Source organism: Gemmatimonadota bacterium, from assembly GCA_009835325.1.
Classification (GTDB): domain Bacteria; phylum JAAXHH01; class JAAXHH01; order JAAXHH01; family JAAXHH01; genus JAAXHH01.
This window is the reverse complement of sequence record VXWP01000005.1, coordinates 1-26,043: the sequence shown is the minus strand read 5'-3', so window position 1 is coordinate 26,043 and position 26,043 is coordinate 1. Positions and strand designations below refer to the sequence as shown.

Annotated in this window: 18 protein-coding genes and 1 tRNA gene; 7 read left to right on the top strand and 12 right to left on the bottom strand. The window is 62.9% G+C overall.

Annotated elements, in window-relative coordinates; translation table 11 throughout:
- Positions 1-61: 61 nt before the first annotated feature.
- From F4Z81_00475 to F4Z81_00465, 3 genes are all read right to left on the bottom strand, one after another.
- Complete coding sequence (locus tag F4Z81_00475) at positions 62-1,081, bottom strand: PorV/PorQ family protein (protein MXW03521.1); 1,020 nt, start codon at positions 1,079-1,081, stop codon at positions 62-64.
- A gap of 38 nt (positions 1,082-1,119) precedes the next feature.
- Positions 1,120-4,161: a T9SS type A sorting domain-containing protein gene (locus F4Z81_00470; GenBank protein ID MXW03520.1), complete on the bottom strand. Its 3,042-nt coding sequence runs from the start codon at positions 4,159-4,161 to the stop codon at positions 1,120-1,122.
- A 239-nt stretch (positions 4,162-4,400) separates the two neighbouring features.
- The gene (locus F4Z81_00465) at positions 4,401-7,463 is read right to left on the bottom strand and encodes a TonB-dependent receptor (GenBank protein ID MXW03519.1); all 3,063 of its coding nucleotides are present in this window, start codon (positions 7,461-7,463) and stop codon (positions 4,401-4,403) included.
- Positions 7,464-8,160: 697 nt separating this feature from the next.
- Here F4Z81_00465 and thrC point away from each other — a divergent pair.
- Genes thrC through F4Z81_00450 form a run of 3 tightly spaced genes read left to right on the top strand, consistent with a single transcriptional unit; the run spans position 8,161 to position 11,559 of the window.
- On the top strand, positions 8,161-9,486 hold the full coding sequence (gene thrC / locus F4Z81_00460) for a threonine synthase (GenBank protein ID MXW03518.1): 1,326 nt from the start codon (positions 8,161-8,163) through the stop codon (positions 9,484-9,486).
- Positions 9,483-11,042, top strand: coding sequence for a D-alanyl-D-alanine carboxypeptidase/D-alanyl-D-alanine-endopeptidase (dacB, locus tag F4Z81_00455; protein MXW03517.1), 1,560 nt, complete (start codon positions 9,483-9,485; stop codon positions 11,040-11,042). Before thrC ends, dacB begins: the two co-directional genes overlap by 4 nt.
- A gap of 46 nt (positions 11,043-11,088) precedes the next feature.
- Positions 11,089-11,559 carry a hypothetical protein gene (locus F4Z81_00450; protein MXW03516.1) on the top strand — a complete coding sequence of 157 codons (471 nt, stop codon included), beginning with the start codon at positions 11,089-11,091 and terminating at the stop codon, positions 11,557-11,559.
- Between the two features lie 103 nt (positions 11,560-11,662).
- Here the strand turns inward: F4Z81_00450 and rsgA are convergent, their stop codons facing one another.
- Entirely contained in the window at positions 11,663-12,640 is a 978-nt protein-coding gene (rsgA, locus tag F4Z81_00445; protein ID MXW03515.1) for a ribosome small subunit-dependent GTPase A, read from the bottom strand.
- A 31-nt stretch (positions 12,641-12,671) separates the two neighbouring features.
- Complete coding sequence (gene holA / locus F4Z81_00440) at positions 12,672-13,682, bottom strand: DNA polymerase III subunit delta (protein ID MXW03514.1); 1,011 nt, start codon at positions 13,680-13,682, stop codon at positions 12,672-12,674.
- A gap of 210 nt (positions 13,683-13,892) precedes the next feature.
- On the opposite strand from holA, the gene F4Z81_00435 reads away from it, so the two are divergent.
- The 3 genes from F4Z81_00435 (at position 13,893) to tsaE (ending at position 16,754) form a co-directional block, all read left to right on the top strand.
- A complete protein-coding gene (locus F4Z81_00435) occupies positions 13,893-14,711 on the top strand; it encodes a TIGR02757 family protein (protein ID MXW03513.1) in 819 nt (272 codons plus the stop codon).
- 223 nt (positions 14,712-14,934) lie between these two features.
- Positions 14,935-16,203, top strand: a complete 1,269-nt coding sequence (gene serS, locus F4Z81_00430; GenBank protein ID MXW03512.1) for a serine--tRNA ligase — start codon at positions 14,935-14,937, stop codon at positions 16,201-16,203.
- Entirely contained in the window at positions 15,987-16,754 is a 768-nt protein-coding gene (gene tsaE, locus F4Z81_00425; protein ID MXW03511.1) for a tRNA (adenosine(37)-N6)-threonylcarbamoyltransferase complex ATPase subunit type 1 TsaE, read from the top strand. Before serS ends, tsaE begins: the two co-directional genes overlap by 217 nt.
- 3 nt (positions 16,755-16,757) lie before the next feature.
- On the opposite strand, the gene lon is transcribed toward tsaE, so the two are convergent.
- The 7 genes from lon to F4Z81_00390 all read right to left on the bottom strand — a co-directional run bounded on the left by lon (position 16,758) and on the right by F4Z81_00390 (position 25,153).
- Positions 16,758-19,175 (bottom strand): endopeptidase La, encoded by a 2,418-nt coding sequence (gene lon / locus F4Z81_00420; GenBank protein MXW03510.1) that lies wholly within the window; start codon positions 19,173-19,175, stop codon positions 16,758-16,760.
- A 30-nt stretch (positions 19,176-19,205) separates the two neighbouring features.
- Complete coding sequence (clpX, locus tag F4Z81_00415; GenBank protein ID MXW03509.1) at positions 19,206-20,498, bottom strand: ATP-dependent Clp protease ATP-binding subunit ClpX; 1,293 nt, start codon at positions 20,496-20,498, stop codon at positions 19,206-19,208.
- A gap of 9 nt (positions 20,499-20,507) precedes the next feature.
- Positions 20,508-21,134 (bottom strand): ATP-dependent Clp protease proteolytic subunit, encoded by a 627-nt coding sequence (locus F4Z81_00410; GenBank protein MXW03508.1) that lies wholly within the window; start codon positions 21,132-21,134, stop codon positions 20,508-20,510.
- Between the two features lie 9 nt (positions 21,135-21,143).
- Positions 21,144-22,397, bottom strand: a complete 1,254-nt coding sequence (gene tig / locus F4Z81_00405; GenBank protein ID MXW03507.1) for a trigger factor — start codon at positions 22,395-22,397, stop codon at positions 21,144-21,146.
- 205 nt (positions 22,398-22,602) lie between these two features.
- A tRNA-Leu gene (locus tag F4Z81_00400) sits at positions 22,603-22,684 on the bottom strand.
- A gap of 52 nt (positions 22,685-22,736) precedes the next feature.
- Positions 22,737-24,419: a S41 family peptidase gene (locus tag F4Z81_00395; GenBank protein ID MXW03506.1), complete on the bottom strand. Its 1,683-nt coding sequence runs from the start codon at positions 24,417-24,419 to the stop codon at positions 22,737-22,739.
- A 119-nt stretch (positions 24,420-24,538) separates the two neighbouring features.
- Complete coding sequence (locus F4Z81_00390; GenBank protein MXW03505.1) at positions 24,539-25,153, bottom strand: CDP-alcohol phosphatidyltransferase family protein; 615 nt, start codon at positions 25,151-25,153, stop codon at positions 24,539-24,541.
- Positions 25,154-25,472: 319 nt separating this feature from the next.
- Here F4Z81_00390 and F4Z81_00385 point away from each other — a divergent pair.
- A partial coding sequence (locus F4Z81_00385) for a heat-inducible transcriptional repressor HrcA (GenBank protein ID MXW03504.1) occupies positions 25,473-26,043 on the top strand: 571 nt, incomplete at its 3' end.

Here is a 26,043-nt window from a genome sequence, read left to right as displayed (position 1 = left end):
GGATTCTCCTGGTGCTTCAAACGATAATGCTTACATCCATCGGTACTTCCTGGCTTGATGTTTAGAAGCCCACGCCGACGGACACGCGATGCAGATCGTCCAGAAGTTCATACTGCGTATACGCGTAATCAACGTTGAGACTCAATTCACCCTGGCTGAACCGGAGACCGGCACCAGCGGAAACGCCTTCGTCCTGGCCGCCGCTGTATCCGGCTTTCCAGCCTACCCGGCCCGCGATGTAGTCGTTCACCCACCACTCGATACCGAGATTGAGCACGGAATCGAACTCGCGGAGCTTCCAGAGTTCGGCGCTGGTCATTATGCTGCCCACCGGCAGTTCGGTCGGTTCAATGGCAAAACCGATACGGAACGTCGTGGGCAACTGATCGCGAGCGCTCGACTCTTCGATGAATTGCATGTCCGGACCGAAGTTCTGGAACGAGGCGCCAATACGGAAATTGCGGAAATCCGTCGTATAGATGGTGCCCACGTCGACCGCAACCGCCGTGCTGGTACGGTCATCGTCTCCGGCGCCGCTCGTGCCTTCCGACACGTACTTAAGCGATCCACCGACTGCGAAAGAATCCGTCAGACGACGCGCATAGCTCGGACCGATGGCCAGGTCCGTCACGTTGAAGTTCTGGCCCTGGTTGGCGAATTGACCCGTCGGATCTCCAGAGGTGGTATAAGGTATGTCGCCCGAAAGCAACGAATGCACACTCACACCCACCGCCCCGTTGTCGCCGAGATTCCAAACGAGACCTGCGCTGAACACGGTCATTTCCGCGAAATACGGTGCATAGGAAACGCCGACCGCGCCCCTGCCCTCGACGAACACCATGGTAGCCTGGTTCGTCAGTGCCGAGAACGCGCCCAGATCCGTATAGGACGTGGCGGAGGATCCAACACCCGCGACACGGGCGCTAGCATCCAGCGTCAGAAACTTCGTCGCGGCGGTTCCACTTTTGGAAACCTGAGCATGTACCGGTGCTGACAGTGCCAGCAGGAGTCCGGTGACCACGCCCCAGCGAAACAATACTTTCATTAGAAAACCTCCCTGAATCGGACCGCCCCGCGCCATGGCCGGTCATGGCCCATGGCGCAGGACGTAACCGCAGTTTACCGCCGGACGTAGAGTTTCAGTGTTTTCGCGTAGTCCACGCCACCGATCTCGGCTTCTACCACGATGATATACAGACCGCTGGAAACCGGTACGTTGGAATCATTCTTCAGATCCCAGTCCGTCACACCACCGATCGTCGTGGTCTGGTCACCCGGCACGGAGAACTGCTTCACCAGCAGGCCGGCCGCATCGAAGATCGTGATGCGGGACGGTACCGGAGCGTTGAAGAACTTGACGGTTTGCGACTTCGTTGCCAGATCCCACTGGGCCTGGAAGACGAAGGGGTTGGGCGCGACCGTGATCAGATTCTCGAATTCGGCCACACCGCCCACAACCTCGTTACGGATCACGGTAGTCGGGATAACATCCTGTCCCGGTACCTGCGGTCCCACCGTCAAACCCCGGTACGGATACTGGCCGTGCCAGCGTCCGTCCGTACCGTTCGCGTTCATCGTGTAAAAACTCTCGAGCCCGTTGATCGTACGGGTGATCACGCGCTGCGTAGAACCCTGATCGGCCACGTAGTTATCGAAATCGTGCTGTTGCGCGCTTTCGTTATCCACCGAGGCTACGTAGTACCAGTAGCTGAAACCGATCAGCACGGAACGATCTTCGAACATATAACCGCTCTTGCCGACCAGTCGGGGATCCGTGGGAATACCGCCGACACTGGTAATCTGCGCATCGCCGGATCCGATGGCATCCGGATAGCGATCCGAGAAGCTGGTGGCGATAGCCGTCGTAGCGCCCAGTGCATTGTTCGCTTCGACGATCTGTGCCGAACTCGGCTTGGTTTCGATGAAATCATCCTCGAAACCCGGCAGCCTGTTGCCAGCCGGATACGGGTTCGGATAGGAAACGGATTCCGGCGGATTCAGACTGTTGGTCTGATTTCCGCCACCGCCGCCGAATTCAGCGATCTGGACATACGGACCGGAGAAGTTCGGCGCCGCGAAGCGCTTCACCAGGTCGTCGGCCACGAAGTCGTATACCCGGCCGATGTTGTAATCGGCGCCGAGCGTCAGCCCTTCATGGATGAACCGGGCGTAGGGATGGCCCTGCTTCACCGCGGCACTCGTCGGATCGGTTACGTCCGTGACCGGTGCGGCGCCGTCGCTCAGGCCAAGGTTCGGCGGAATCACCGTACTGTTGTAACCGACATCATGGGCTACTGTAGCGGTCGGGAACTGATCAATGAAACCGGAAGCGCGGTACACGCGATACTTCGCGAAGTCCGCGGTGCCCCGGCCCGGATCAATGGCCGTTTCCGCATTGTTAGCCCACGCCAGCGCGATCGTACCGTTGGCGGTCGGGAAGACCGACAGGGTAGGAGGCGGAGGCGGGTGGAACAGCGTGCCGCTGGCTGCGCTGCGACCGAAGTTGATGGTCTGCGACATGACCGCGCCGTCGCCGTCCCGCATTACGGAACCATCGGCGTTGTACATGGGGATGGTACGATCATTGGAGCCGTCCCAGTAGTACGTATTGTTCGCCATGTTGTACTTCCGCTGCATCCAGACGTCCATAGCGCGGAGGTACACGTCATAAGCGCCATCCTTGCCGGCGCCGATGAGGTCAACATGCCAGATGGTCAGATCTTCGCCGGGCGCCTTGGTGTAGGGACCCCACCCCAGGGCGTTCCGGATGCAACCGGCGCCCGAGGTCTCTTCCTTCGTGTCGCTTCCGTTGTACGGATCGGGCACGATGCCCCTGAACACGCCGTCGAGATCGAAGAGCGTAAAGCTGTCATACTGACCAGACTGCACACCCTGAGCTATACCGGGATTGCCGGGCTGGGTCAGGTTACGCGGGTCGCCCCACAACAGGCCCATGCCCTCGGCCGATCCACCTGGCTGCGTCTTGGCGGTCCAGGTGCTGATATCGGTCGTTCTGCCAAGCGGCGCACCGCTGGTGAAGAGATCCGGATGCGGCGCACTGCTTCCGCCCGGAACGTTGACCTTCTTGTTCTCGAGGTACTTGGTAAGCGAGCCCTCGTACCAGCCGAACACGCCTCTCAAGTCGGCGATCCACCATTCGTGGGTGTTGAACAGGCCGACGGACGGCGCATCGTAGATATCCAGCGCCGCGACGTTGTTCGTGTCACCAAGCGCATCGTCGTCGCCGGAACCCTCGAGGATCATCAGGGAGGCTTCGCCCACGTGCAACGGATTGAAGTTACCGTTGGTCGTATTCCACACGTAGGAATCGATACCCGGATGTCCAGGATTGTCCTCGTCGAACATGGTGACCAGGCCCGAATAGAACCGGTCGCTGTAAGGCGCCTGGTTGTAACGGCCCGAATTGATCAGCCCTTCCGGTACGGCGAGAGGCATCACGCGGCTGAACATGGCGGGCGGCTGCTTATCGTCGCCACCGGTACCACCGCCGATCGCCCCGCCCGTAAGGAGGGGATTGTTCGTCCATGGAATATCGAAGTCGTAGTTGAAGATGATCAGGAAGTTCTTGACCGTGGCTCCGTTTAATTCCGGACTGTTATCGGTATTCACATCCACATCGCCATGCGTGTTCAATACATGACGCAGCAGGATGAAGTCATTCGTATGTCCGTAGCCGTAGCTGAAGCTGTACGACTGACGCAGGATTCGAATACCGGCGTTCGTATTGAAGGTAGCTTCCGTGATGAAGGGCTCGCGGTATCCACCGGGGCCCACGGTGCCGCCACCAAAACCGGGGCTTTGCATACCGCCCTGATCGGACCAGAAGCCCGCGGGCGGATTCTCACGCTGGTGAGGCGGAGCCCGGTATACGTTGTTCGTACCTACGAAAGCACCTTCGGCACGGCTTGCAGGCATACCGGCCACGGCGTCAGGCAGATAGGCCGTGATGCCGAAGGCCGACGCCCACAGCGGCGCGTCCAACCCGCCCGCCGGGAAGGTGTACGAAGGATAGCCCATCGTCGGACTCATGGAACGGCCGGACCCACGCCAACCCCAACCGGTGTAGGTATCGGTCAGTTCCGAATTCATGACGGCCATATAGGTCTGACCACCGATATAGGCATCCTGTCTTTCACCCACGCCGAGCTCATGGGGAACCGGAACTCCCTGAGCCGTCGCGGAGTTTGCCGGGGCGTCCGGCAAAGCCGTGAGATATGATGCTGTCCCAAGGATTGCCGCCGAAGAAAGCACCAACGCTCCGGCTGTAACGTATCGACGCCATTTCTTCAAAATGAACCTCCTTATGCCGGCAACGTTCCGCGAACGCCGCCAACGTTGCGGGAAGACGCGCGGTAGATGCGCGCCTTCCCGCGTTGGGTTTACCATGCTAAGTTGAGACCCACCCAGATGTCGCGTGGTCCATTGCCCTGCGTACCAATGCCACCCACCGGACCGCCTACGAGACCCACGGGATCGCCGCGGCGTTGCCAGCGGTCGCCGGCCGCGTTGTTAGAGGCGCTGGCGACGGTATAGATGTTCGCCCGGTCAAAGAGGTTGTTGACCTGGGTGAACACGCCGAGCCGCACATTGCCGAGATCGAAATTCTTCTGGGCGTACAGGTCGGTCGTCCAGGTCCAGGGCGAACGATGCGCAGCAGCAAGCAGACCGAGCGGATCAATCGCCTGGTCGCTGGACGTGCGGTACTGGTTGCCGCTCTGAGCCTTGGTCAGGAAAGAAGCGCTGATACCGTAGGGCAGCTCGAGCAGGAGGTTCGCGACAATACGATGACGTCGATCGTTAGCGGTGAACTCGCGGATGTAGGTATCCGGAGTCGGCGTCCCGTCCACGAAGTCGGAGAATACCAGCACCGTCTCACCGCCGCGTTCGCGGACGGTTTGCGGCGTGGTCAGATCCGACGTAAAGGCCAGGGTGTAGTTGGCCCGTACCGAGAACCGGTTGGCCATCTGGCGCCGTACCGACAACTCGAGTCCCCGTGCGTCCTGGGCAAACGTCGGAAGCAGGATGGAAACTTCGCGTTGCGATCCGCCGATGAAGGCTACGTCCGGTGCGAAGAGCCAGGTAAGCGGCTGGTTGTTCGCATCACGGAAATAACCGGTAACGTCCACGTAGTAACCGGGATAGATCTCGGCCTGCAGACCCATCTCGTAGTTCGTGGACTTCTGGAACGGAAGGTCCGGATTACCGTGGTTACGCTCGAACGGTGAAGTCTGAACCAGGCCCATGTACAGATGCTGCAACGGCGGGCGCTGGTTGAAGATGCCGTACGAATAGTGCAGCGCAGCGCGGTCCGTGATCGGATGGGAGATACCCAGGCGCGGCGCCAGACCCGTCTTCATCGACGGATCCAACGTACGGTATTCCGGATCGTCGTGCTCCGGACCCGGACCTGAACGCGGACGGTACGGGTTGATCGCGTTGGCGTTGGCGTTGAAGATGTCCAGCCGCAGCCCTGCGTTCACCACGAGACTTCCGTACTCGATCCGGTCCTGCATGTACGCGAAGTACTCGACCGGATACACGTGCGCCTGCCGGCCGGCGAGGGGCAGCGTGCTGGCGGTCGGGTCCAGATTCAGGTCGTTGAAGAGCGACACGGCGTTACCCCGGGCGGGGCCTCTCGTGCTCTCTTCATAGTCGTTCATCGTCACGCCGAAACCGCCCTTGAACTGGTGGTTCGAGTTCACCTGGCTGGTAATGGCGAAGTTGATGTCCGTCTTGAAAGGCCGGACGCTCGAGTAGTTGCCGAAATCGATCGAAGAGTAAGCTTGGTCGCCGTACAGGATGTAGGGGACCTGCGTTCCGGCGCCTTCCTCGAGTGCCGAGTAACCCACGGAGTTGATGAACGCGGAAGTAAGTGCCGGCAGGGGCTCCTTACCGTACTTGGGATTGTAGCGTTCGTTGTACTCGCGCAGGTGGCTGAAGCGGATCTCGTAGAAGGTCCGCGGACTGAGCGTATGGGTATACGCCATGTTCAAGTGGAAACGGCCGTTGTAGTTCTGGTTGAGACCATCGGCGTTGTACTTCCAGCCGTAGGACGTGCTCCGCTGACCCTTCTTGCTGAAGAATCCCTGGTCTTCGATGAGTCCGGACATGGACAGCTTCATGCTGGTCCGCGGCCGGTAGGTCATCTTCACGAAGGTGTTCATCAGGCGGGAGTAGTCATTGGGATTGCGGCCCCAACTCTCGGTGAAACGGCCTGAAGCGAACCAGTTCAGCTTGCTGCCCAGCGGACCGCCCATGCCGAAGTCGATCTGGACCGGGCGCTTCTCCGTCCGGTTGTTCCGGGCGAACTGGTTGTACTTGTCCAGGTGGAACGAACGATCCACCGGAGCGTCGCGGTTCACCGCAACACCGCTGTTTGCCTGGGCTTCCGGCAGGCCGTCCGTCAGGTAGGACCAGAGGATGGCTTCGGGTTCGGGAATGACCCGGTCGTAATCCCAGTAATAGGTGTCGCGCTTATAGATGGCGGACCAGCTGTCCGGCGCGCCGGTCATGTCCAGCACGTCGAAGGGGTCCTGCATCCTGAGACCGTCGTCCGCGCGGGCGGGATCGCTGTTGAAGGCGTTCGTCTTGTCGATCGCGCCCTGGATGATATCGCGCAGATCCTGCTCCGACCAGGAACCGGCCCGGTAGGCGTCAACGATATCGAGATCGGGCGGCTTGGTCCAGTTGAGCCCTTTCTGGCCGAGCGTACGGTACTCGAAGTTACCGTTGTAACTGGAACCGCCTTCGCGGGTCACCACCGTGGTGATGCCGGCCAATGCGTTCACGTACTCGGCGTTGAACGTACCCGTCTTGACCTGAAGCTCCTGGATCATGTAGGGGTTGATCGTAAACGCCTGGCCCGTGTTGTTCTGCTGACCCGTCACCGTGGCACCGTCGATGGTGGTCTGCTGATCCTGGGGACGGCCGCCGCGAAGGTTGCCGGCGAAGCTGCCCGCGGTGGTCAGAACCACTTCGGCGATATTCACCACCGGCAGCGCCTGGATTTCTTCGGCCTGCACGATGGTCCGGGTGGAGGTCAGACTCTTCTCAACCAGATCCCGGGTCGCCACGACCTCGACCGCCTCGGCGGATTCGAGAATCGTGGACTCCAGTTCGAAGTTGAGCGTCGTGGTGATATCGGCATCCACCTGCGTTCCTATGGCACGCACCGGGACATAACCGATGACGTTCACCACCAGGGTGTAGGAACCGGGCGGTACGTTCAGAATGAAGTATTCGCCCATGTCATTCGCCATAGCACCCAGAACCGTGCCCTCGACGCGGACACTGGCCGCAGGCAGTGGTTCCCGCGTCGCACTGTCGACCACGACACCGGAAATCTTACCCAGCGAAATCTGCGCCTGTGCTTCCGTCGAGATGCTGAGCACTAACGCGAAAGCGAATGCGAAGCGCAAAGCTCGTGAAATTGTTATAGACATCTAATTCACTCCTCGTTTAACAGAGCCCTTCTGATTATTGTCAGCTTGCCCCGGCCTGCTGACGGTATCGTAATGTTGCAGACTCGACTTCAGATTCCAACTGTACTTCTTTCGACACTCACCTCCCTCCAGCGATGGTATTGGGGCAATCGTATATAAATAAGTAATCTGAATACCTTAAAATAACTGAAACGACATACATAACGGCCGCGTGCAAGGGCATGAACACGCGACGAAACATCGATTTTGAATGTCAGTGATCCGAGTAACTATCAAATGCAAACAACGTGCCAGATTTCGAGCCGCCCGACGGCACGCACAAATCCATGCCCGAAACCCCTTGGGACTCTAAGCGAAACAAGTCCATGGGTCGTATTTCGCCACCTGTATGGGGCCGTTCCGGATGACACGTAACACGAAATAAATTTCGTCCTTCGATATGGGCTGAAACGAATTGCACAACACGGCCCGAATCCATTACGCTATCGTACTCATCGCAACCCCGCGACCGCCGTCATATCTTTCTTGACATTATGTACGGACGCGCATAAGGTGTTGCGCTGGTAATGGTTCGGCTATGTTTGGTTATTCGCTTGCAACGAGTAGTAAGTATATATCCGGTCCCGTTCATAGTCAACATTATTATTTCATTTTGTTCAAAAAACAGGCGATGGCGGGAACAAAAAGCAGGTCCCCCATGGAATACAGGTCCTGGTTTCACTGCATTGAAGGCTGCAGCGAAACTTATCCGTTGAACGAAATCATCTACCGGTGCCGGGTCTGCGGGGGCCTGCTCGACGTCGCCCACGACATGGAAAGCCTGAGGGCCCGGGGCGCCGCGGGCTGGATGAGACTGTTCGACGAGCGGTACCGGCGGACGGAGTATCCATACGGGAGTTCGGTCTGGGGCAAGAAGGAATGGGTCTGCCCCGCGGTGGACGACCAGCACGTCGTCTCCATCTACGAGGGCGGCAGCAACCTGTTCTGGGCCGAGCGGCTCGGCGAGGAACTCGGCCTGGGCGACCTCTGGGTGAAGCAGTGCGGCAACAACCACACCGGTTCGTTCAAGGACCTGGGCATGACCGTGCTGGTCTCCATGGTCAACCAGATGATCGAGGAAGGCCAGGGCATCCGGGGGATCGCGTGCGCGTCGACGGGAGATACCTCGGCTTCGCTGGCGGCCTACTGCGCCTCGGCGGGCATCCCGGCCATCGTGTTCCTGCCCCGGGACAAGGTCTCCGTGACCCAGCTCATTCAGCCCATCTCCCACGGCGCGCTGACTCTGTCGCTAGATACGGATTTCGACGGATGCATGGAGATCGTCCAGCAGGTGGCCGAAAGCGAAGGCATCTACCTCGCGAATTCCATGAACTCCCTCCGCCTGGAAGGCCAGAAGACGATCGGGATCGAGATCTGCCAGCAGTTCGACTGGGAGGTGCCCGACCTGATCATCATACCCGGCGGCAACCTGGGCAACGTCTCCGCGCTGGGCAAGGGGTTCCTGATGATGGAGGAACTCGGGATGATCGACAAGCGGCCGCGCATCGTCTGCGCGCAGGCCGCGCGGGCCAATCCGCTCTACCAGAGCTACCTGAAGGGATTCGATGAATACGAACCCATCCATGCCGAGTCGACCGTGGCCAGCGCCATCCAGATCGGCAACCCCGTCAGCTACAAGCGCGCCGTCCGCGTGCTGAAGGAGTTCGACGGCAAGGTCGAACAGGCCACCGAGGACGAGATCGCGAACGCCTCCGCCCGCGGCGACCTGACCGGACTCTACAACTGTCCGCACACGGGCGTCGCGCTGGCCGCGCTCTTCAAGATGGTCGAACGGGGCGAGATCCGGTCCACGGACCGCGTCATCATCATCTCCACGGCGAACGGACTGAAGTTCACCGATTTCAAGGTCGGTTACCATGAAGACCGGCTGGACGAAGTCGACGTGAGACACGGTCAGTCCCCTCTGGAACTGCCTGCCCGTTACGATGACGTGGTCCGGGCGATCGACCGGATGCTGACATGAGAGCGAAACCGACGCTCGGCGCGGCCGTCTTTCCCACCGCGGACGCCATGAAAGCGCTGACCGCTCCCGCGACCGTTATCCTGCTGCCGGTCCTGGCCCTGCTCGTGCTCGCCTGCGGCGGCCCCCTGCAGTTCCGCGGGGGGCCTTCCGGGGCGGAACGCCGCCTGGCGGAGGACATAAGCCGGGTCCTGGACCACCCCGACCTGGCGCCCATGACCGTTGGCGTGAAGGTCGTGTCGCCGGTCACGGGCCGGGTACTCTTCGCAAGGCACTCCAATGGACTGTTCCATCCCGCGTCCAATACCAAGCTGTTCACCGCCATGGGCGTCCTGCGGACCATGGGCCCCGACTACCGCTACCTGACGAGCGTCTTCGCGGATGGGGACGCCTTTGCCGGAAGCGACACGCTGCACACGTCGCTGTACCTGCTCGGGCGCGGGGACCCCATGCTGGAATCGGCGCACCTGGACAGCCTCGCCGGTGTCGTAGCCGGCCTCGTCTCCGGGTCATACGGCGCACGGGTCATCGCGGGCGACATCGTCGTCGACGACGCCTACCTGGACGAGGTGCCCTACGGTGAAGGGTGGATGTGGGACGACGTGCAGTACAGTTACTCCGCCTCCCTGAACGCGCTCTCGGTAAACGGAAACAGCGTGAAGATCGGCATTTCGCCCGGGGCCGCCGTCGGCGCGCCCGTAACGGTCCGGGTCGATCCGCCGACGACGTCCGTTACCTTTATCGTGGAGGCCCTGACGGCGGCGGCGGGGGATACCTCTACCGCTGAACCGCTCAGGATCGAGCGGGACTGGCCGTCGCGGTCCAACCAGATCACCATAACCGGCCGGGTCGCCATGGACGCGGGCGAGCGAACGTACTTCCGGTCTGTCGAAGCGCCCGGTCTGTACGCGGGGAAACTTTTCCGGGACAAGCTGCAGGCCCGCGGCGTCCGCGTGACGGGACCGGTCCGAAGGGGCGTCACGCCGACCCGCGCCCGGACAGTGGCGACCTACCGTTCACCGCCGGTGACCGGGGCCCTGGCACGCCTGCTCAAGTACAGCCACAACCTGACGGCGGAATTGCTCATCAAGACCATGGGACGCCACACGACGGGCGAACCGGGCTCGTCCGCCGACGGGCTGGCCGCCCTGCGACAGGTCCTGGCGGACTACATCGGCCTGGACCCCGACGCCTACCGGTTCGCGGACGGTTCCGGACTCTCGTGGTACAACTACGTATCACCCGACCAGGTCGCGGCGCTGCTTACGGCGGCGTACCACGATCCCTTGATCGGCGCCGACTTCCGGGAGGCGCTGCCCGTCGCCGGGGAGGACGGGACCCTGGCAAACCGGATGAAAGACACGGCGGCCATGGGCAATCTCAGGGCGAAGACCGGCACCCTGACCGGGGTGAGCTGCCTGAGCGGCTACGTCCATACCCGGGACGGCGAGCCCCTGGTCTTCTCGATCATGATAAACAACTTCGTCGGCCCGGCGTCGACGGCGCGCCGGGCGCAGGATGCAATCGGCGTCCTGCTGGCCGGATTCAGTCGCAAGTGACCTGTGTGAAACGCTGCGTGTGACATTATTCGGGAAGGGACCTGATATGGCGGAGTCCAGGGATCCTCACGTGGAAGGCAAGGTCAACCGGGCGCACTATTCGAGCAAGACGGAACTGTCTGCGCGCCTTTTCGCCGTGCTGGACCTGACCGCCAAGGACCGGGGCCTGAGCCTGATCCCCCAGCTTTCCCGGGCGGTGAGGCGGGGAGATGTCCTGGAAATCATCTGCACCGATGAAGAAGGCGCCGGACCGGGTTCGAACGTGGACCGGGCCGCCTACATCGGCTTCGCGGAAGTTTCGGAAGCGGGGCTGCTGCTGTGTGGGGACGCGGTCTCCGTCCATGAGGAAGAGATCGGAACGATAACGGGGTTCGACGAGACGCACCTGCCCAACCACCTGAACGTCGTCATCCAATCGAAGCGTCTCGTCTCGGGCCGGGAGATGGAACTGCCCCTGGACGAGTTGATCACCTTCTCCGGGATTTGCGCGGACCCGGACCGGGGCATCGGATTCTGATAGTCGGAGCGAACCGGCTGATCGCCTGCCCCGGGCGAGCCGACGCCCCGCGACTCCCCGGCGCGGTCGGGTACCGCTCCGCGGCTGCCTTGCACCGCCAGGCCTACTGCCCGCCATCCAATTCTTTACGCAACGCGACGTAGCTTTCGTAACGCTCCCGGGACACGGCGCCCGCCGACAGGGCGGCCCTCAGGGTACAATCCGGTTCGTGAACGTGCGTGCAGTCGTGAAACCTGCAGCCCGCCAGGTGGCCGCGCATGTCGGGGAACAACTCCGGAAGCTCACGCGGCGAGACGTCCCACAGGCTGAATTCCCGGATTCCCGGAGAGTCGATCACCAGGCCCCCCGCATCGAGCCGGTGCGCGGCGAGATAGGTAGTGGTGTGCCGGCCGCGGCCCGTCGTCCGGTTCACCTCACGGACCCGCAGCCCGAGGCCGGGTTGCATGGCGTTCAGCAGGGAGGTCTTCCCCGCGCCGGACGGGCCCGCGATCGCGGATACCCGGTTCCGCAGCGTGGCCTTCAGCAGGTCGACCCCTTCCCGTGTCACGGCGCTGGCCGGGATGACGCGGAACCCGCACCGTTCGTAGATCGCCGCGATGTCCGGGTCCCCGTCCTTCGACAGATCGATCTTGTTCAGGCAGACGACCGGGGCTAGGTTGCCGGCTTCCGCGGCCACGAGCAGGCGGTCCAGCAGCTGCAGGTTCGGACGCGGGTCCCGCACCGAGAAGACGGCGACGAGATGGTCGGCGTTGGCGATCATGATCTGTTCGACGCGCCGCTTGCCGGGGGCGAGTCGGGAGAGTTTGGAACGGCGCGGAAGCACTTCCTCTATGGCGCCGGTCTCGCCCTGGTCCTCCACGACGCGCACGCGATCACCGATGGCCACGGGATTCACGGCGTCGATACGACCGACCTGCTCCACGGAGTGATGCTGGTTATCCCGTTCCGGATAGATCAGCGCCTTCTTCATCCTGCTGCGCAACGCGCAGGCGAAGATCCCGTGCCGGGTCTCCACGTCGAACACGCCCCGGTGTTCCCTGATTACGATGCCTTCGGTCGATTTCACAATCGCGGCGCCCATGGCGCCTGGCCGGCCCTCCGTGTCTTTGCCGCTATGCCGCGTGCCCGGTGCACAACGTAAACAACAGCCGCCGCATGACGAGTTCGGGCGGCAACGCGCTGGATTTCAGGGCCGTATCGGCTTCGTAGAGCGCCTCGAACCCGCTGAGCAGATCCCGGCCCGCCAGCAGCCTGGACTGCGCGGCATAGCGGTTGTAGAACCGGTTGAACCCCCATCCCAGCTGCAGCTTCTTCTTGATGTCGTCATCCGTCCGGCGGTCCCTTTTCAGGAACCTGATCTTCCAGAGGATCACCAGGTGGCGGACGAAGAGCGCCACGATGGCCTGGGGCGCGTCGCCGCCGTCAATCGCACGCTCGTAGGCCACCAGCGCCCGGGCGAGGTCCTTCTCGCCGACGGCCTCGGCGATGTCGAATACCGTTCCCGCGCGAACGGGTCCGAGCGTACTCTCCACGTCGCCGGCCGCAATCGTATCCCTGCCGCCGACGAACACGGCCAGTTTCTCCACCTCTCCGGCCAGTTCCCCCAGGTCCGTCCCCACGATTTCCTGCATCTGGTGCGCGGCCTCCGGGGTCAGCCGCTTTCCGTAACGCTTCGCCTGCTGCTGAAGCCAGGCAGGGACCCTCTCCGGAAACAGCGGGTAGAACACCACCGAGACCGCCGCCGCCGCCAGCCGTTCGTACAGCCTGGTCTTCAGGTTCACCCTGGGCGCCTCGAGCACCAGGACCGTACTCGGCGCGGGCCGCTCCGCGTAGTCCGCCACGGCTTCCCGGTCCTTTTGCGGCAACTTGTGGAAATCCCTGACGACGACCACCCTGCGGTCGGCCATCATGGGCACGAGGGAAGCAGAGGTCAATATCGCCGCTGCGTCGCTTTCGTCGCCGCGAAGCACGTCCACGCAGAACGCCTCCGTCCCCGGCTCGACGACACGGGCGACCAGCGTATCCACGGCCTCTTCCTTCCGGTACGCCTCGTCGCCGGAGAAGAAGTATACCGCTTCGATCCGGCCTCGGTCTATTTGCTGAATCAACTGCTCGGGGTTCATAGGCGCGCCTCGCCGCCGGACCGCGGCCGTCCTCTGCAGGACCGGTGCAGGCCCAGTGCAGGAACTGTACGGATACCGGCACGAATCGGGTTACGGGAATCGCAACATACGAATATATTCAAGTCAAATCGATTCAAGTCAAGCCGCATACGCCATCTCCTGACCGGACCCTGGTTTTTAAAACCTGGCCCGCAACCCGGACGTTTCCCCATGACGCGTATCGATTGGACCGCGATCGGAAACCGGCTGGATGTCCTGTACCGTTCCTTCGATCCTTCCATGATCTCGCCCGATCCGCTCGAAGTGGTGAGACGCTTCGAAGGTCCGGAAGACCAGGAGATCGCCGGGCTGGTCGCGGCTTCGCTGGCCTACGGCCGGGCCGAAACGATCACGGCCGCGGCCGGCGAGGCGTTGCGGAGGATGGGCGACGCGCCCTGGGACTTCGTCATGAATTTCGACCCGGTACGGGACGGCAGTCGATTTAACGGGTTCGTATACCGGTGGACGCGGGGACGGGACCTGTCGACGCTGGCCGCGGTCATGGGGAAGGCCCTGCGGCGGTACGGCTCCCTCGGCGCGCTCTTCGCCGCGGGCCACCGCCCGTCGGATACTCACACGGGTCCCGCGCTTGCCCATTTCACCGATACGCTGCTCGGATTCACGCGGGAGGTCAATCCCGGGGAACAACACGAGCGGCACGGGACGAAAACGGGGATCCGCTACCTGTTGCCCTCCCCGGTATCGGGAAGCGCCTGCAAGCGGATGAACCTCTACATCCGGTGGATGGTCCGGCGGGAAGCCCCGGACCTGGGTCTCTGGCCGCGAATCCTGCCCGCCCGCCTGGTGACGCCGATCGACACCCACGTAGCGCGGATCTCCAGGCGCCTGGGCCTTACGTCCCGGAAGCAGGCGGACTGGAAGATGGCCGAGGAGGTCACGCGGGCGCTGCGGAGATTCGACCCGGAAGACCCGGTCAAATACGACTTCGCCCTTTGCCACTGGGGCATGCTGGAGTACAGGAAGCGCTGAACGGGCTGGCCGGGGCGTCCGGCGCGTCCGGCGGTACGACCGTGATAATCTGACGGGAGCGGATCGGCGCCGCCGCTTCGTTTCTGCTTGCCGGGCGCGGAGGCCTCTTCCTATTTTACCGTGGTTTATCGCGGCAAGACAACAATGAATACCCGGGCAGCGGCCCACCCGAAAGGCGCTTGGGCAGCGGCCATTCCAACAGGCGCCCGGTAGCGGAGGGATCATGTTAGACCAGCGATTCGTCAGGAATAACCCCGACGTGGTAAAACAGGCGGCGGCGAACAAGAACGAGCGGGTCGACGTCGACGGCTTCCTCGACCTGGATGCCCGGCGGCGGGAACTGCTGCAGTCGAGCGAGTCGCTCAAGCAGCGGCGGAACACCGTGTCCGACGAAATCGCCTCGATGAAACGCGACGGCGAAGACGCTTCCGCCCGGATCGAGGAGATGCGGGAGGTGTCCTCGCGCATCAAGGGTATCGACACCGACCTGGCCGGCCTCCAGGACAGCCTGCAGTCCGTGCTCGAGCGCCTGCCCAACATACCCCATCCCTCGGTGCCGGTCGGCGCCGACGAAAGCGCCAACGTGGAGGTGCGCCGCTGGGGGTCCACGCCCGAGGTGGAATTCGAACGCAAGGCCCACTGGGACCTGGGAGAAGCGCTCGACATCATCGACTTTCAAAGGGCGGGCAAGATATCGGGCAGCCACTTCGTCCTCTTCAAGGGCGAGGGCGCGCGGCTTCAGCGCGCGCTGATCCAGTTCATGCTCGACCTCCACATCCAGAAGCACGGGTACACGGAAGTCATCCCGCCCTACATCGTAAACCGCCAGAGCATGTTCGGCACGGGCCAGCTGCCGAAGATGGAAGAGGACATGTACCGGACCGACCTGGACGACCTGTTCCTCATCCCCACGGCGGAGGTCCCGGTGACCAACATGCACCGCGACGAGATCCTCTCCGAGGACGACCTGCCCATCTACTACACGGCCTACAGCCCCTGCTTCCGCCGCGAGGCCGGTTCCTACGGGCGGGAGACCCGCGGCCTGATCCGGGTGCACCAGTTCGACAAGGTGGAGATGGTCAAATTCGTCCGTCCCGAGACCTCCTACGATGAACTGGAGACGCTGGTGAACGACGCGGAGGAAGTGCTGCAGTTGCTGAATATCCCGTACCGCGTGGTTTCGCTGAGCACGGGCGACCTGAGTTTCGCGGCGGCCAAGTGCTATGACCTGGAAGCCTGGGCGCCCGGGGTAGACCGGTGGCTGGAGGTCTCTTCATGCAGCAATTTCGAGGACTTCCAGGCGCGGAGAAGCGGGATCCGGTACCGGAACAAGGACGGGAAGAGCCAGTTCGTGCATACCCTGAACGGATCGGGCATGGGCATGGCGCGGACCCTCATCGCGGTGCTGGAGCACTACCAGACCGGGCGCGGCAGCATCCGCATCCCGGAGGTGCTGATCCCCTACATGGGGGGATTGAAGGAAATCGGTTGAACGTTACGATACATGGGGACGCGCAGGCTCGGTCCGAGCGGCGCCGTTTCGACACGGACGGCCCCGGGCAGACCGCGCGGGTCGGGAGACGGCTGGCGGCGTGGCTGGCGCCGGGGGACACGGTGCGGGTGTCCGGCGACCTGGGCGCGGGGAAGACCTGTTTCATCCAGGGGATCTGCGCGGGCCTCGGCGTCGCGGAACCGGTCACGAGTCCCACCTTCACCCTCGTGAACGAATACGTCGGTCAGCTTGGTCAGCCTGGCCGAATCCCCGTGGCACATTTCGATCTCTACCGCCTGGACGACCCGGAATCGGTGCTGGACCTCGGCTTCGACGAATACCTGGACGCGTGCGTCTGCCTGGTCGAATGGGGAGACAAGTTCCCGGGGATCATGCCGTCCGACGCGGTAACGGTCCACATCGAAATCGGTGCGGGAACGCGGAGAACGCTGGAGATCGAAGGCGGTAGCGAACTGGTGTCCGATCTGGAGGCAGCGGCGCAGGCGGACCAGGCGGGCCGGGCGGACCAAGCGGACCGGGCGGGCCGCTGAACGCTAGACCGGCTTGATGGACGGCTGAGTGACGGACTGGGCGGGAAGCAGGGCGGGCACGCGGGACTCCACGACCGTCATGCCCATGGTCCGTTTGAGGACTTCGTCCATGGTCGATACCGGGATGATTTCGATCCCGTCCTTCACCTCCGGCGGGACGTCCACCAGGTCCTTCCGGTTGCGGAGCGGAATCGCCACTTCCTTGATGCCGGCCCGGAGCGCGGCGATCAGTTTCTCGTTCAGTCCGCCGATGGGCAGGACGTTCCCCCGGAGCGTGATCTCGCCCGTCATGGCGATGTCGCACCGGACCGGCACGCCGGTCAGCGCCGAACAGAGCGCCGTCGCGATCGTGATGCCGGCGGAAGGTCCGTCCTTGGGGATCGCCCCTTCGGGCATGTGCACGTGGATCTCGACGTTCTTGTAGAAATCCGGTTCGAGTCCCAGCGAGGCCGCCCTGGACCGGGCGTAGGTGAGCGCCGCGTGGGCTGACTCCTGCATCACTTCTCCCAACTGGCCGGTCAGCGTCAGTCGCCCGGCGCCGCGGCGGTTCAGTACACTGACCTCGATGGTGAGGATGTCGCCGCCCGACTGCGTCCACGCAAGCCCCGTGGCGATCCCAACCGAATCCTGTTTCACCACTTCGGAGTCCAGGTAGCGCGGAACGCCGAGGTAGCCTGACAGCTGGTTGCGCGTAACCTGCATCCGCTTGCCGGACCTTCCTTCCACCACCTTGCGGGCCAGCTTGCGGCAGACCGCGGCGATGTGGCGTTCCAGTCCCCGGACGCCGGCCTCGCGGGTGTATTCCCGGATGACGGCCAGCAGGGCGTCCTTCCTGAAGGTGACGCGTTCCTTCTTCAGTCCGTGGGCCTTTATCTGCTTCGGCACGAGGAACTCCTTCGCGATGGCCAGTTTCTGCGTTTCGAGATAACCGGGCAGCTCGAGGATCTCCATGCGGTCGTTCAGTGCCGGGGGGATGGTCTCGGTGGTGTTGGCCGTCGTGATGAACAGCACCCGGGACAGGTCGTAGTCCACCTCCAGGTAGTGATCGTTGAAGGCACTGTTCTGTTCGGGATCCAGCACCTCGAGCAGGGCCGACGCGGGGTCGCCGCGCACGTCCCGGCCGAGTTTGTCCACCTCGTCGAGCAGGATGACGGGATTGACCGACTTGGCTCGGCGCATCGCCTGGATGATGCGTCCGGGCATGGAACCGATGTAGGTCCGGCGATGCCCCCTGATCTCCGCCTCGTCGTGCACGCCGCCGAGGGACATGCGGACGAACTTGCGGCCCATGGCGCGCGCGACCGAACGGCCGAGGGAGGTCTTGCCCACGCCGGGCGGGCCGACCAGGCACAGGATCGGCCCTTTGAGGTGCCGCGTCAACTGGATGACCGACAGGTACTCGAGGATGTGTTCCTTGGGTTTTTCCAGCCCGTAGTGATCGGCGTCGAGCACGGACGCCACCCGGCCGATGTCCCGGCTGTCCCGCGTGCGTTTCCGCCACGGGACCTCGACGAGCCACTCCAGGTAGTTCCGGATCACCGTCGCCTCGGGTGAAGTCGGGTGCATCTGCTGGAGCTTTTCCAGCTCGTTCATGGCCTTTTCGTGGGCCTCTTTGGGCATCTTCGCGTCCGCGATCTGCTGGGCCAGGCCGTCCGGGTTCTCCGGCAGGTCCTCCAGCTCGCCCAGTTCCTGCTTGATCACGCGCATCTGTTCCTGGAGAAAGAATTCCCGCTGCGACTTGGTGATGCGGTCCCGGACTTCCCCGTCGAGCTGGTTCTTGATCTCCAGGATCTCCAGTTCCGTGGCCAAAAGGGCCGCCAGTTCGTCGAGCTGCTCGATGATCGACGGCGCCTCGATGAGCCGCTGCTTGACCTGGGGGCTCTGCTGGATGAAGGCCGACATCGTATCCACCAGGCGCTGGGCGTCGTCCATGTTCTGCAGGGACAGCAGGATCTCGTCGGGCGCCTGCTGGTTCAGCTTGATATACTCCGTGAACTGGTCCACGACGGTCCGCAGTCTCGCCTGCACCTCCGCTTCGGTGTCCCCGGCCTCCTCGACCAGGGTGATCTTCACCCGCATGTAGGGGTCCGTGGAAAGGAACCGGACGATCCGCGCCCGGACGATCCCCTCGACGAGCACGCGGATCAGGCCGTTGGGCAGTTTCACCACCTGCAGGATGCGGGCCACGATGCCGGTCCGGTGCACGTCTTCTTTCGCGGGCTGCTCGATATCCGGGTTCCGCTGGGCGGTCAGGAAGAGCAGCCGGTCGTTGTTGACCCCGTGCTCCAGGGCTTTGATGGAAGCGTCCCTGGCAATGATGAGGGGGTATTCCATGTAGGGGAACACGACCACTTCACGGAGGGGGATGAGCGGCAGCTTGTCGTCGAATGTGATGGGTTCGTTACGATTGAGGGTAATCATGGGAAACCGTTGATGCCGCGGAGTGGGGGATCAGGCGCTTTGCTTGCTTTCCTTGCCCTGAACGTAGACGGGCGGCGATTTATCCGTGACGGTCTCCCCGGTGACGATCACTTCACTCAGGTCTTCCTGCGTCGGCGCGTTGAACATCACGTCCAGCATCACTTCCTCGAGGATGGACCGCAGCGAACGCGCGCCCGTCTTCTTGTCCATGGCCTCGTTCACCACCGCCTGAAGCGACTCGTCCGTAAAGGTCAGCTTGACGTCTTCCATTTCGAGCAGCCGCTGGTATTGCTTCACGAGGGCGTTTTTGGGCTTGAGGAGGATTTCCATGAGGGCGTCGGCGTCCAGTTCGCCCAGCGTGGCAATCACCGGCAGCCGGCCGATGATCTCCGGGATGAGGCCGTACTGCAGCAGGTCGTCCGGTTCGACCCGGGCGAGGAGTTCGCTCGTATTGCGGCTCGCGGAATGCTTCGATACGCCGCCGAATCCGATGGTCCCTTCCGCGGTCCGCCGCTCGATGATCTGATCGAGGTCGTCGAAGGCGCCGCCGCATATGAAGAGGATGTTCCTGGTGTTGATCTGGACGAAGTTCTGTTCGGGGTGTTTCCGGCCGCCCTTCGGGGGCACGTTGGCGATGGTGCCCTCCAGCATTTTGAGCAGAGACTGCTGCACCCCTTCTCCCGACACGTCGCGGGTGATGGAGGGGTTGGCCGACTTGCGCGCCACCTTGTCGACTTCGTCGATGTAGACGATGCCGCTTTCGGCTTTCGGCACGTCGTAATCGGCGGCCTGGAGCAGCCGGACCAGGACGCTCTCCACGTCTTCGCCCACGTAGCCGGCTTCCGTGAGCACCGTGGCGTCCGCGATGCAGAAAGGCACGTGAAGCATCTTCGCCAGGGTCTGGGCCAGGAGCGTCTTGCCGGTGCCGGTGGGACCGATCAGCAGGATGTTGCTCTTCTCGAGCTCCACGTCGTCAAGACCGGCCTGGGTGGGCTGACCGGCCTGGGCGGCGCCACCGGCCTGGGCGGCGCCGTGCTGTATCCGCTTGTAGTGGTTGTACACGGCCACGGAAAGCACCTTCTTGGCCTGTTCCTGGCCGATGACGTATTCGTCGAGCGCCTCCTTGATCTCCGTGGGCAGCGGCAGATGCTCGACCGTCGACAGGGTGCTGCGGCTCATCTCCTCCTCGAGGATCCCGTTGCACATCAGGATGCACTCGTTGCAGATGTACACGTTCGGACCCGTGATGAGGCGTTCCACCTCGTCGGCGTTCCGGTTGCAGAAGGAGCAGCGCAGGTCCCGCGGTGTCGATCGTTTCTTCATGATCCGATCCTAGGCGGTTTTGCCGTTCAGCGACTCGGCGATAGCTTTGGAAGCGGCGGTTTCGACCACGTGGTCCACCAGCCCGTATTCCACGGCCTGTTCCGGCGACATCCAGAAGTCCCGGTCCGTATCCGCTTCGATCTTGTCCACCGACTGTCCGGTATGGTGGGCCATGATCTCGTTCATGGTACGCTTCATGCGCAGCATCTCCTCGGCCTGGATCTCGATGTCCTTGGCCGTGCCGGCCATGTGGGGAATGGAAGGCTGGTGGATCAGAATGCGCGAATAGGGCAGGGCGTAACGTTTGCCGCTCCCGCCCGCCGTGAGGAGGAAGGCGCCCATGCTCGCGGCCATGCCCAGGCAGTAGGTCTCCACGTCGGGCTGGATGAACTGCATGGTGTCGTAAATGGCGAGTCCCGCGGTGATGCTACCGCCGGGGCTGTTGATGTACAGCTTGATGTCCTTTTCGGCGTCTTCGTACTGGAGGTAGAGCAACTGGGCGATCACCAGGTTCGCGATGGTGTCGTCGATCGGCATGCCGATGAAGACGATGCGGTTCTTCAGCAGCAGAGAGTAGATGTCGTAGGCCCGTTCCCCGCGGCCCGTCTGTTCAATCACCATCGGCACTAACATGATGCGCTCCTTCTACTCCGTTTGTATGTCGGCGTGCTCCACGAGAAACTCAACGACTTTCTCTTCCCTTAGATCCGCTTCGATGCGGTCCAGCCTCCCGTTCTCCCGGAAGAGCCTGCGGACCTGGTCGACCGATGCCTGTCCCCTTGCCGCGACAGCCTCCAGCCGCTCGTCCAACTCCTCCTGGTCCACCGCCAGCCCTTCCTGCTCCGCGATGGCGTCCAGGATGAGGTGGCGCATGATCTGGCTGTTCGCCACCGGGCGGTACTCCTGGCGTACGGCGTTCTCGTCGACTTCGTCCCTGCCCCGCGTCGACCGGCGCGCGTCGGCTACGACCTGGTCGAGAAAGGCCGTCATCATGGATTCGGGCACTTCGAATTCGTGGGCATCCACGATCTGCGTGACCAGGTCCCTGCGCAGTTCCAGGTCCGGTTCCCGTTCGATTTCCTCGCGGACAGACTGCTTCAGGGCGACCAGGCTCTCCATGCCGATGTCCACGGCGAAATCGTCGTCCGCTTCCGGCAACTGCCTTTCCAGCACTTCGTGTACGTGCACGATGAAACAGGCTTCCTGGCCCGCCAGGTTTTCGTCGGGGTAATCGGACGGTAACGTGGTCTTCACGGTCCGGTCCTCGTCGGCCCCGACCCCGGCCAGCTGGGTATCGAACCCCTCGCCCAGCCGTCCCGAACCGACCTGGAAGAACTGGTTCTCTTCCTTGCGTCCGATGATCGGCACCCCGCTGGCATCGGCGTGCTGAATATCGGCACGGATGAAGTGATCCTTCTCCGCTTCCCCGTCGATCCGTACCACGCTGGCGTAGCGTTCCCGCAACCTCTCGAGCCGCTCGTCCACGTCCTCGTCCGTCGCGTTCACGGTCCGCCGGGTCACCCGCAGTTCCTTATACTGTTTCAGTTCGATGGCGGGCTTGACTTCCACGCTGGCCCGAAGTTTCAGGTCCTGCCCCTCGTCGAATTCGATCTCTTCGATCACGGGTTGGCTGATGGGCTTGATCTCCGCACGCTCGTGGGCGCTGTTCAGATACTCCGGGATCTTCTTTTCCAGCACTTCCGCGCGGATCTCATTGCCGAGTTGCGCCTTGAGCACGTTCAAGGGAACCTTGCCCCGGCGGAACCCGGGAAGGCGCACCTCTCTACTGTAACGCGCGTAGGCCTCGTTCAGTTCGGATTGAATCGCGTCGGAGGGCACTTCGATCTCAAGGACGCGTTTCCAGGGTTTGGGTTCGGAAACCGTGTAGTTCAAGCCAATCGCTCCCTTCGCCTCGCTCGCTTGCCTGCCTTTCCGGGTCGGACCGGGCTGGCCGGGCTGGCCGGCCGGCGCCGCGTAGACGGGCCGCGGACCAGAAGCGGCGCGGCCGCCGTTCGTAAAGCCGTCGTAATTAACCGTGGAGGGGGTGGTGTGTCAACGGAAAAGCGCCCGGGATCCGGGGCCTGTGACAAAACCCCGGGCAAGATGCGAGGGGGGGGAGTCGAACCCCCATGGGTTGCCCCACTGGATCCTAAATCCAGCACGTATACCAGTTCCGCCACCCTCGCGAAGCCCGCGTACTTCGATGCCCGGGTCTCTGCCGGCGGCTTGCCGCCGCCTCTATTCCGCGGGATCGTCACCGAGCAGCTTCCGGTATTCCCGTTCGTCATTCAGGATCTCCAGGGACGCCCTGATCTGGGGGTCGTGCCTGGCGGCAAAGGCATAACGGCCCGCCGTACCCCAGAGTTTCGCGCTGATCTCCGTACCGATGCGGGCCACGAGCAGGTCCCGGTGCCTGGAGTACTCCAGCTCGCGCTGACGGTTCAGTTTGCCCCGCAGGTCGGCGAGCGATGCCATCACGTCGTCGGCCGGCGCGCGGTCCCGGACGATCTCTTCCAGTTCGTCGAGCGACTGTTCCGCCACGGAGGTATAGGTGAAGGACCGCGTCTCGACGAACCGGCGAAAGGCGTCGATCATCTCGTCCGTGACGTCGAAAGTCGCCTGGTCCGCTTCGGGGTTGTTCGACACGTAGTGGATGGCGAACTTGATGAACATGCTCTGGTTGTTCAGGGCGCGGATCAGGTTGGGGTATGCCGGGACCTCGATCTCCACGTCGGGCGCGATACCGCCGCCTCCGTAGACGGTCCGCCCGATTCTCGTCTCGAACGACGTCCTGTCGGACCCGTCCGTTCCACCCGGCGCGGAATCCGCCGCGACGCTGTCGTCCGTGCGCTCCCCGGTCTTCTGGATGAGCCTGCCGCTCGGCGTGTAGTACCTCGCCGTCGTGATCTTCAGGGCCGTCCCCTGGTTCATGGGGAATATCTGCTGCACCGAAGCCTTGCCGAAGGTCGGCTGGCCGGCCACGACGCCGCGGTCCCAGTCCTGTATCGCTCCGGCGACGATCTCGGACGCACTGGCGCTGAACCGGTCGACGAGCACCACCAGCGGCGCGTCCTCCAGCGTGTAGGATTCCGGCGCGTGGTACGACCGCTGATCCGAACCGGGCCTGCCCATCGTGTACACGATGAGACGGTCCTCCGGCAGGAACTTCCCGGCTACGTCCACGGCCTGCTCCAGCAAGCCCCCCGGGTTGCCCCGCAGGTCCAGCAGATACCCGCCGGCGCCCTGCGCCTGAAGCCGCTTCAACGCCTGTTCCACCTGTATGGAAGCGTCTTCGGTAAACTGGTTAAGCTTGATATAGCCGGTATCGCCTTCCAGCATCCCCACGTAAGGAACCACGGGTATGGTGATAATGGCCCGCGTCACCGTGAAGTCGATGAACGCGTCCTCGCCTTCCCTGCTGACCGAGATATTCACGGATGTCCCGGGACTTCCCCGGAGGAGGTCCGCCGCCTGCGACACGTCGATGTCGGCCGTGGACGATTCCTCGATCCGCACGATGCGGTCGCCGGTCTGCAGGCCGACGTCGAAGGCCGGCGTGTCGTCAAACAGCGCGACGACGACCAGGGCGTTCTCCTGCTTCTGGATCCTGATGCCCAATCCACCGTACTTCCCCTGGATCTGCATCATTTTCATCTCGTCGCTCTGCTTTTTCGCCAGGAACTCCGTGTAGGGATCGAGCGTGCCGAGCATGCCGCGGATGGCCGCGTCGATCGCTTCACCTTCGTTCAGGTCGTCCACGTACTTGGCGCGGATGCGGTCCACGACCTGCTGCAGCAGTTTCAGGTCGTACTGCTGATCGCCGATCGCCTGCGCCCGGTCGTGCCTGATAACCCATACGGCACCCAGCAGACCGATGAATACCAGCAAGGCCAGGGTGATTTTCCTGTTTTTAGCCCACATGAACCCGACTCCTGTGACGTTAAGCCGTCACGCTTCGCATTGGGGACCGCGTCAACGGACGACGGTCCGCCTTCCCGTTTTCCCGCGCACCGGGGATTTCCCGGATCCCGGAACCTTCCTCAACCCTTCGATGTCCTGCGTATGTGGAACAGGCGGGTGATGGCCGTGTAGTTCGACACCACGGCAATCAGGACCAGTGCGACGGGCAGGTACGTTTCCCCGAGCAGCGCGCCCAGCCCGAGACAGACGATCCGTTCCGGCCGCTGCATGAGTCCCACGGTGCATTCCTGGCCGAGTCCCTCCGCGCGTGCGCGGACGTAACTGACCATCAGGGAGCCGCTGATCGCCATCACGGACGCCAGCACCCAGTAGGCGTTCAACGCGCTGTCTGCCGCGTTGAATAGATAGAAGGCGATGATGCCGACGAATACGGCGATCTCAGCGTAACGGTCCAGCGTGGAATCGAGGAGCGCCCCGAAGGTGCTCCGGGTGCCCGTCTCCCGGGCGAGATGCCCGTCCAGCACGTCGCAGCTGCCGCCGATGAACATGACCAGTCCCGCCCACCTGAAAGCACCGAGTCCGAAGAGACAGGCCGAGACCAGGGTGATCCCGAAGCCGATCATGGTCAGCGCGTTGGGATGTATCCCGAATCGCACCGACGTACGGACGAAGGGGCCCAGCATGTTCACGTACCATGTCTTCACCTTCGAACTCAGCATGGCAAACTCCCGCATCGGGCCGCGGCGCGTTCCCGCCTGCTACCGGCGCGTCTTACCCCGCATTGCGGCGCCCAGCGCAACCGGGTCGACGGACGGAACCCGGCGAGGGTTTTCATTGCCGGAGACATGTTGCGAAAATATAGCCGAGGCGCCCACCGCAGTCAAGTAAAAGTCATTGCGTGCCCGGGGGAAAGGCGTCCCTTCCACCCCGCTTTTCGCTTGACATCGACCGGTGCGATTCGTAAATAAAGAATCAGTTTTTTACGGGCTTTGCCGCTTCCGGAACCGGCCCTTGACCGTCCTCCTTTCAGACCATGCTGACTGCAGGATCGAAATGGCATACACCCTTCAGACCGACCGGGACAAGGACATACTGCGGAACCTTGTGGAACACCACGTGTCCACGGGCCAGCCCGTCGGTTCACGTTCGATCGCCAGCCAGGGCCCGCTCGACGTCAGTCCGGCGACGGTGCGCAATACCATGGTGAACCTCGAGGACGCGGGCTACATCACCCGCCCCCATCCCTCCGCCGGCGGGGTGCCGACCGACAAGGGTTACCGGTATTACGTGGACGCCCTCCTCCGCATGCGGCCCATCAACAGGCGGGACCGGGAGCGGATCCATCTCGAACTGGAGAACGACTGGCTCAGCGTGCAGGAGCTGCTGAGCCACACCGCGCAGATTCTCGGCCTCGTATGCCGGGAAGTAGGCGTGGCGCTGGCGCCGAAACTGTACGACGGCAGGCTCGAACGGGTGGAGTTGATCCCGGTCGCCCGCCGCAAGGTGCTGCTGGTGCTGACCCTGGCTTCCGGAATGGTCAGGAGCATCGTCGCCGAACTCGATGCCGATATCCCCAAAGACCGGCTCGACAGCGCGAGCTGGTTCCTGAACCAACGGTTGTCCG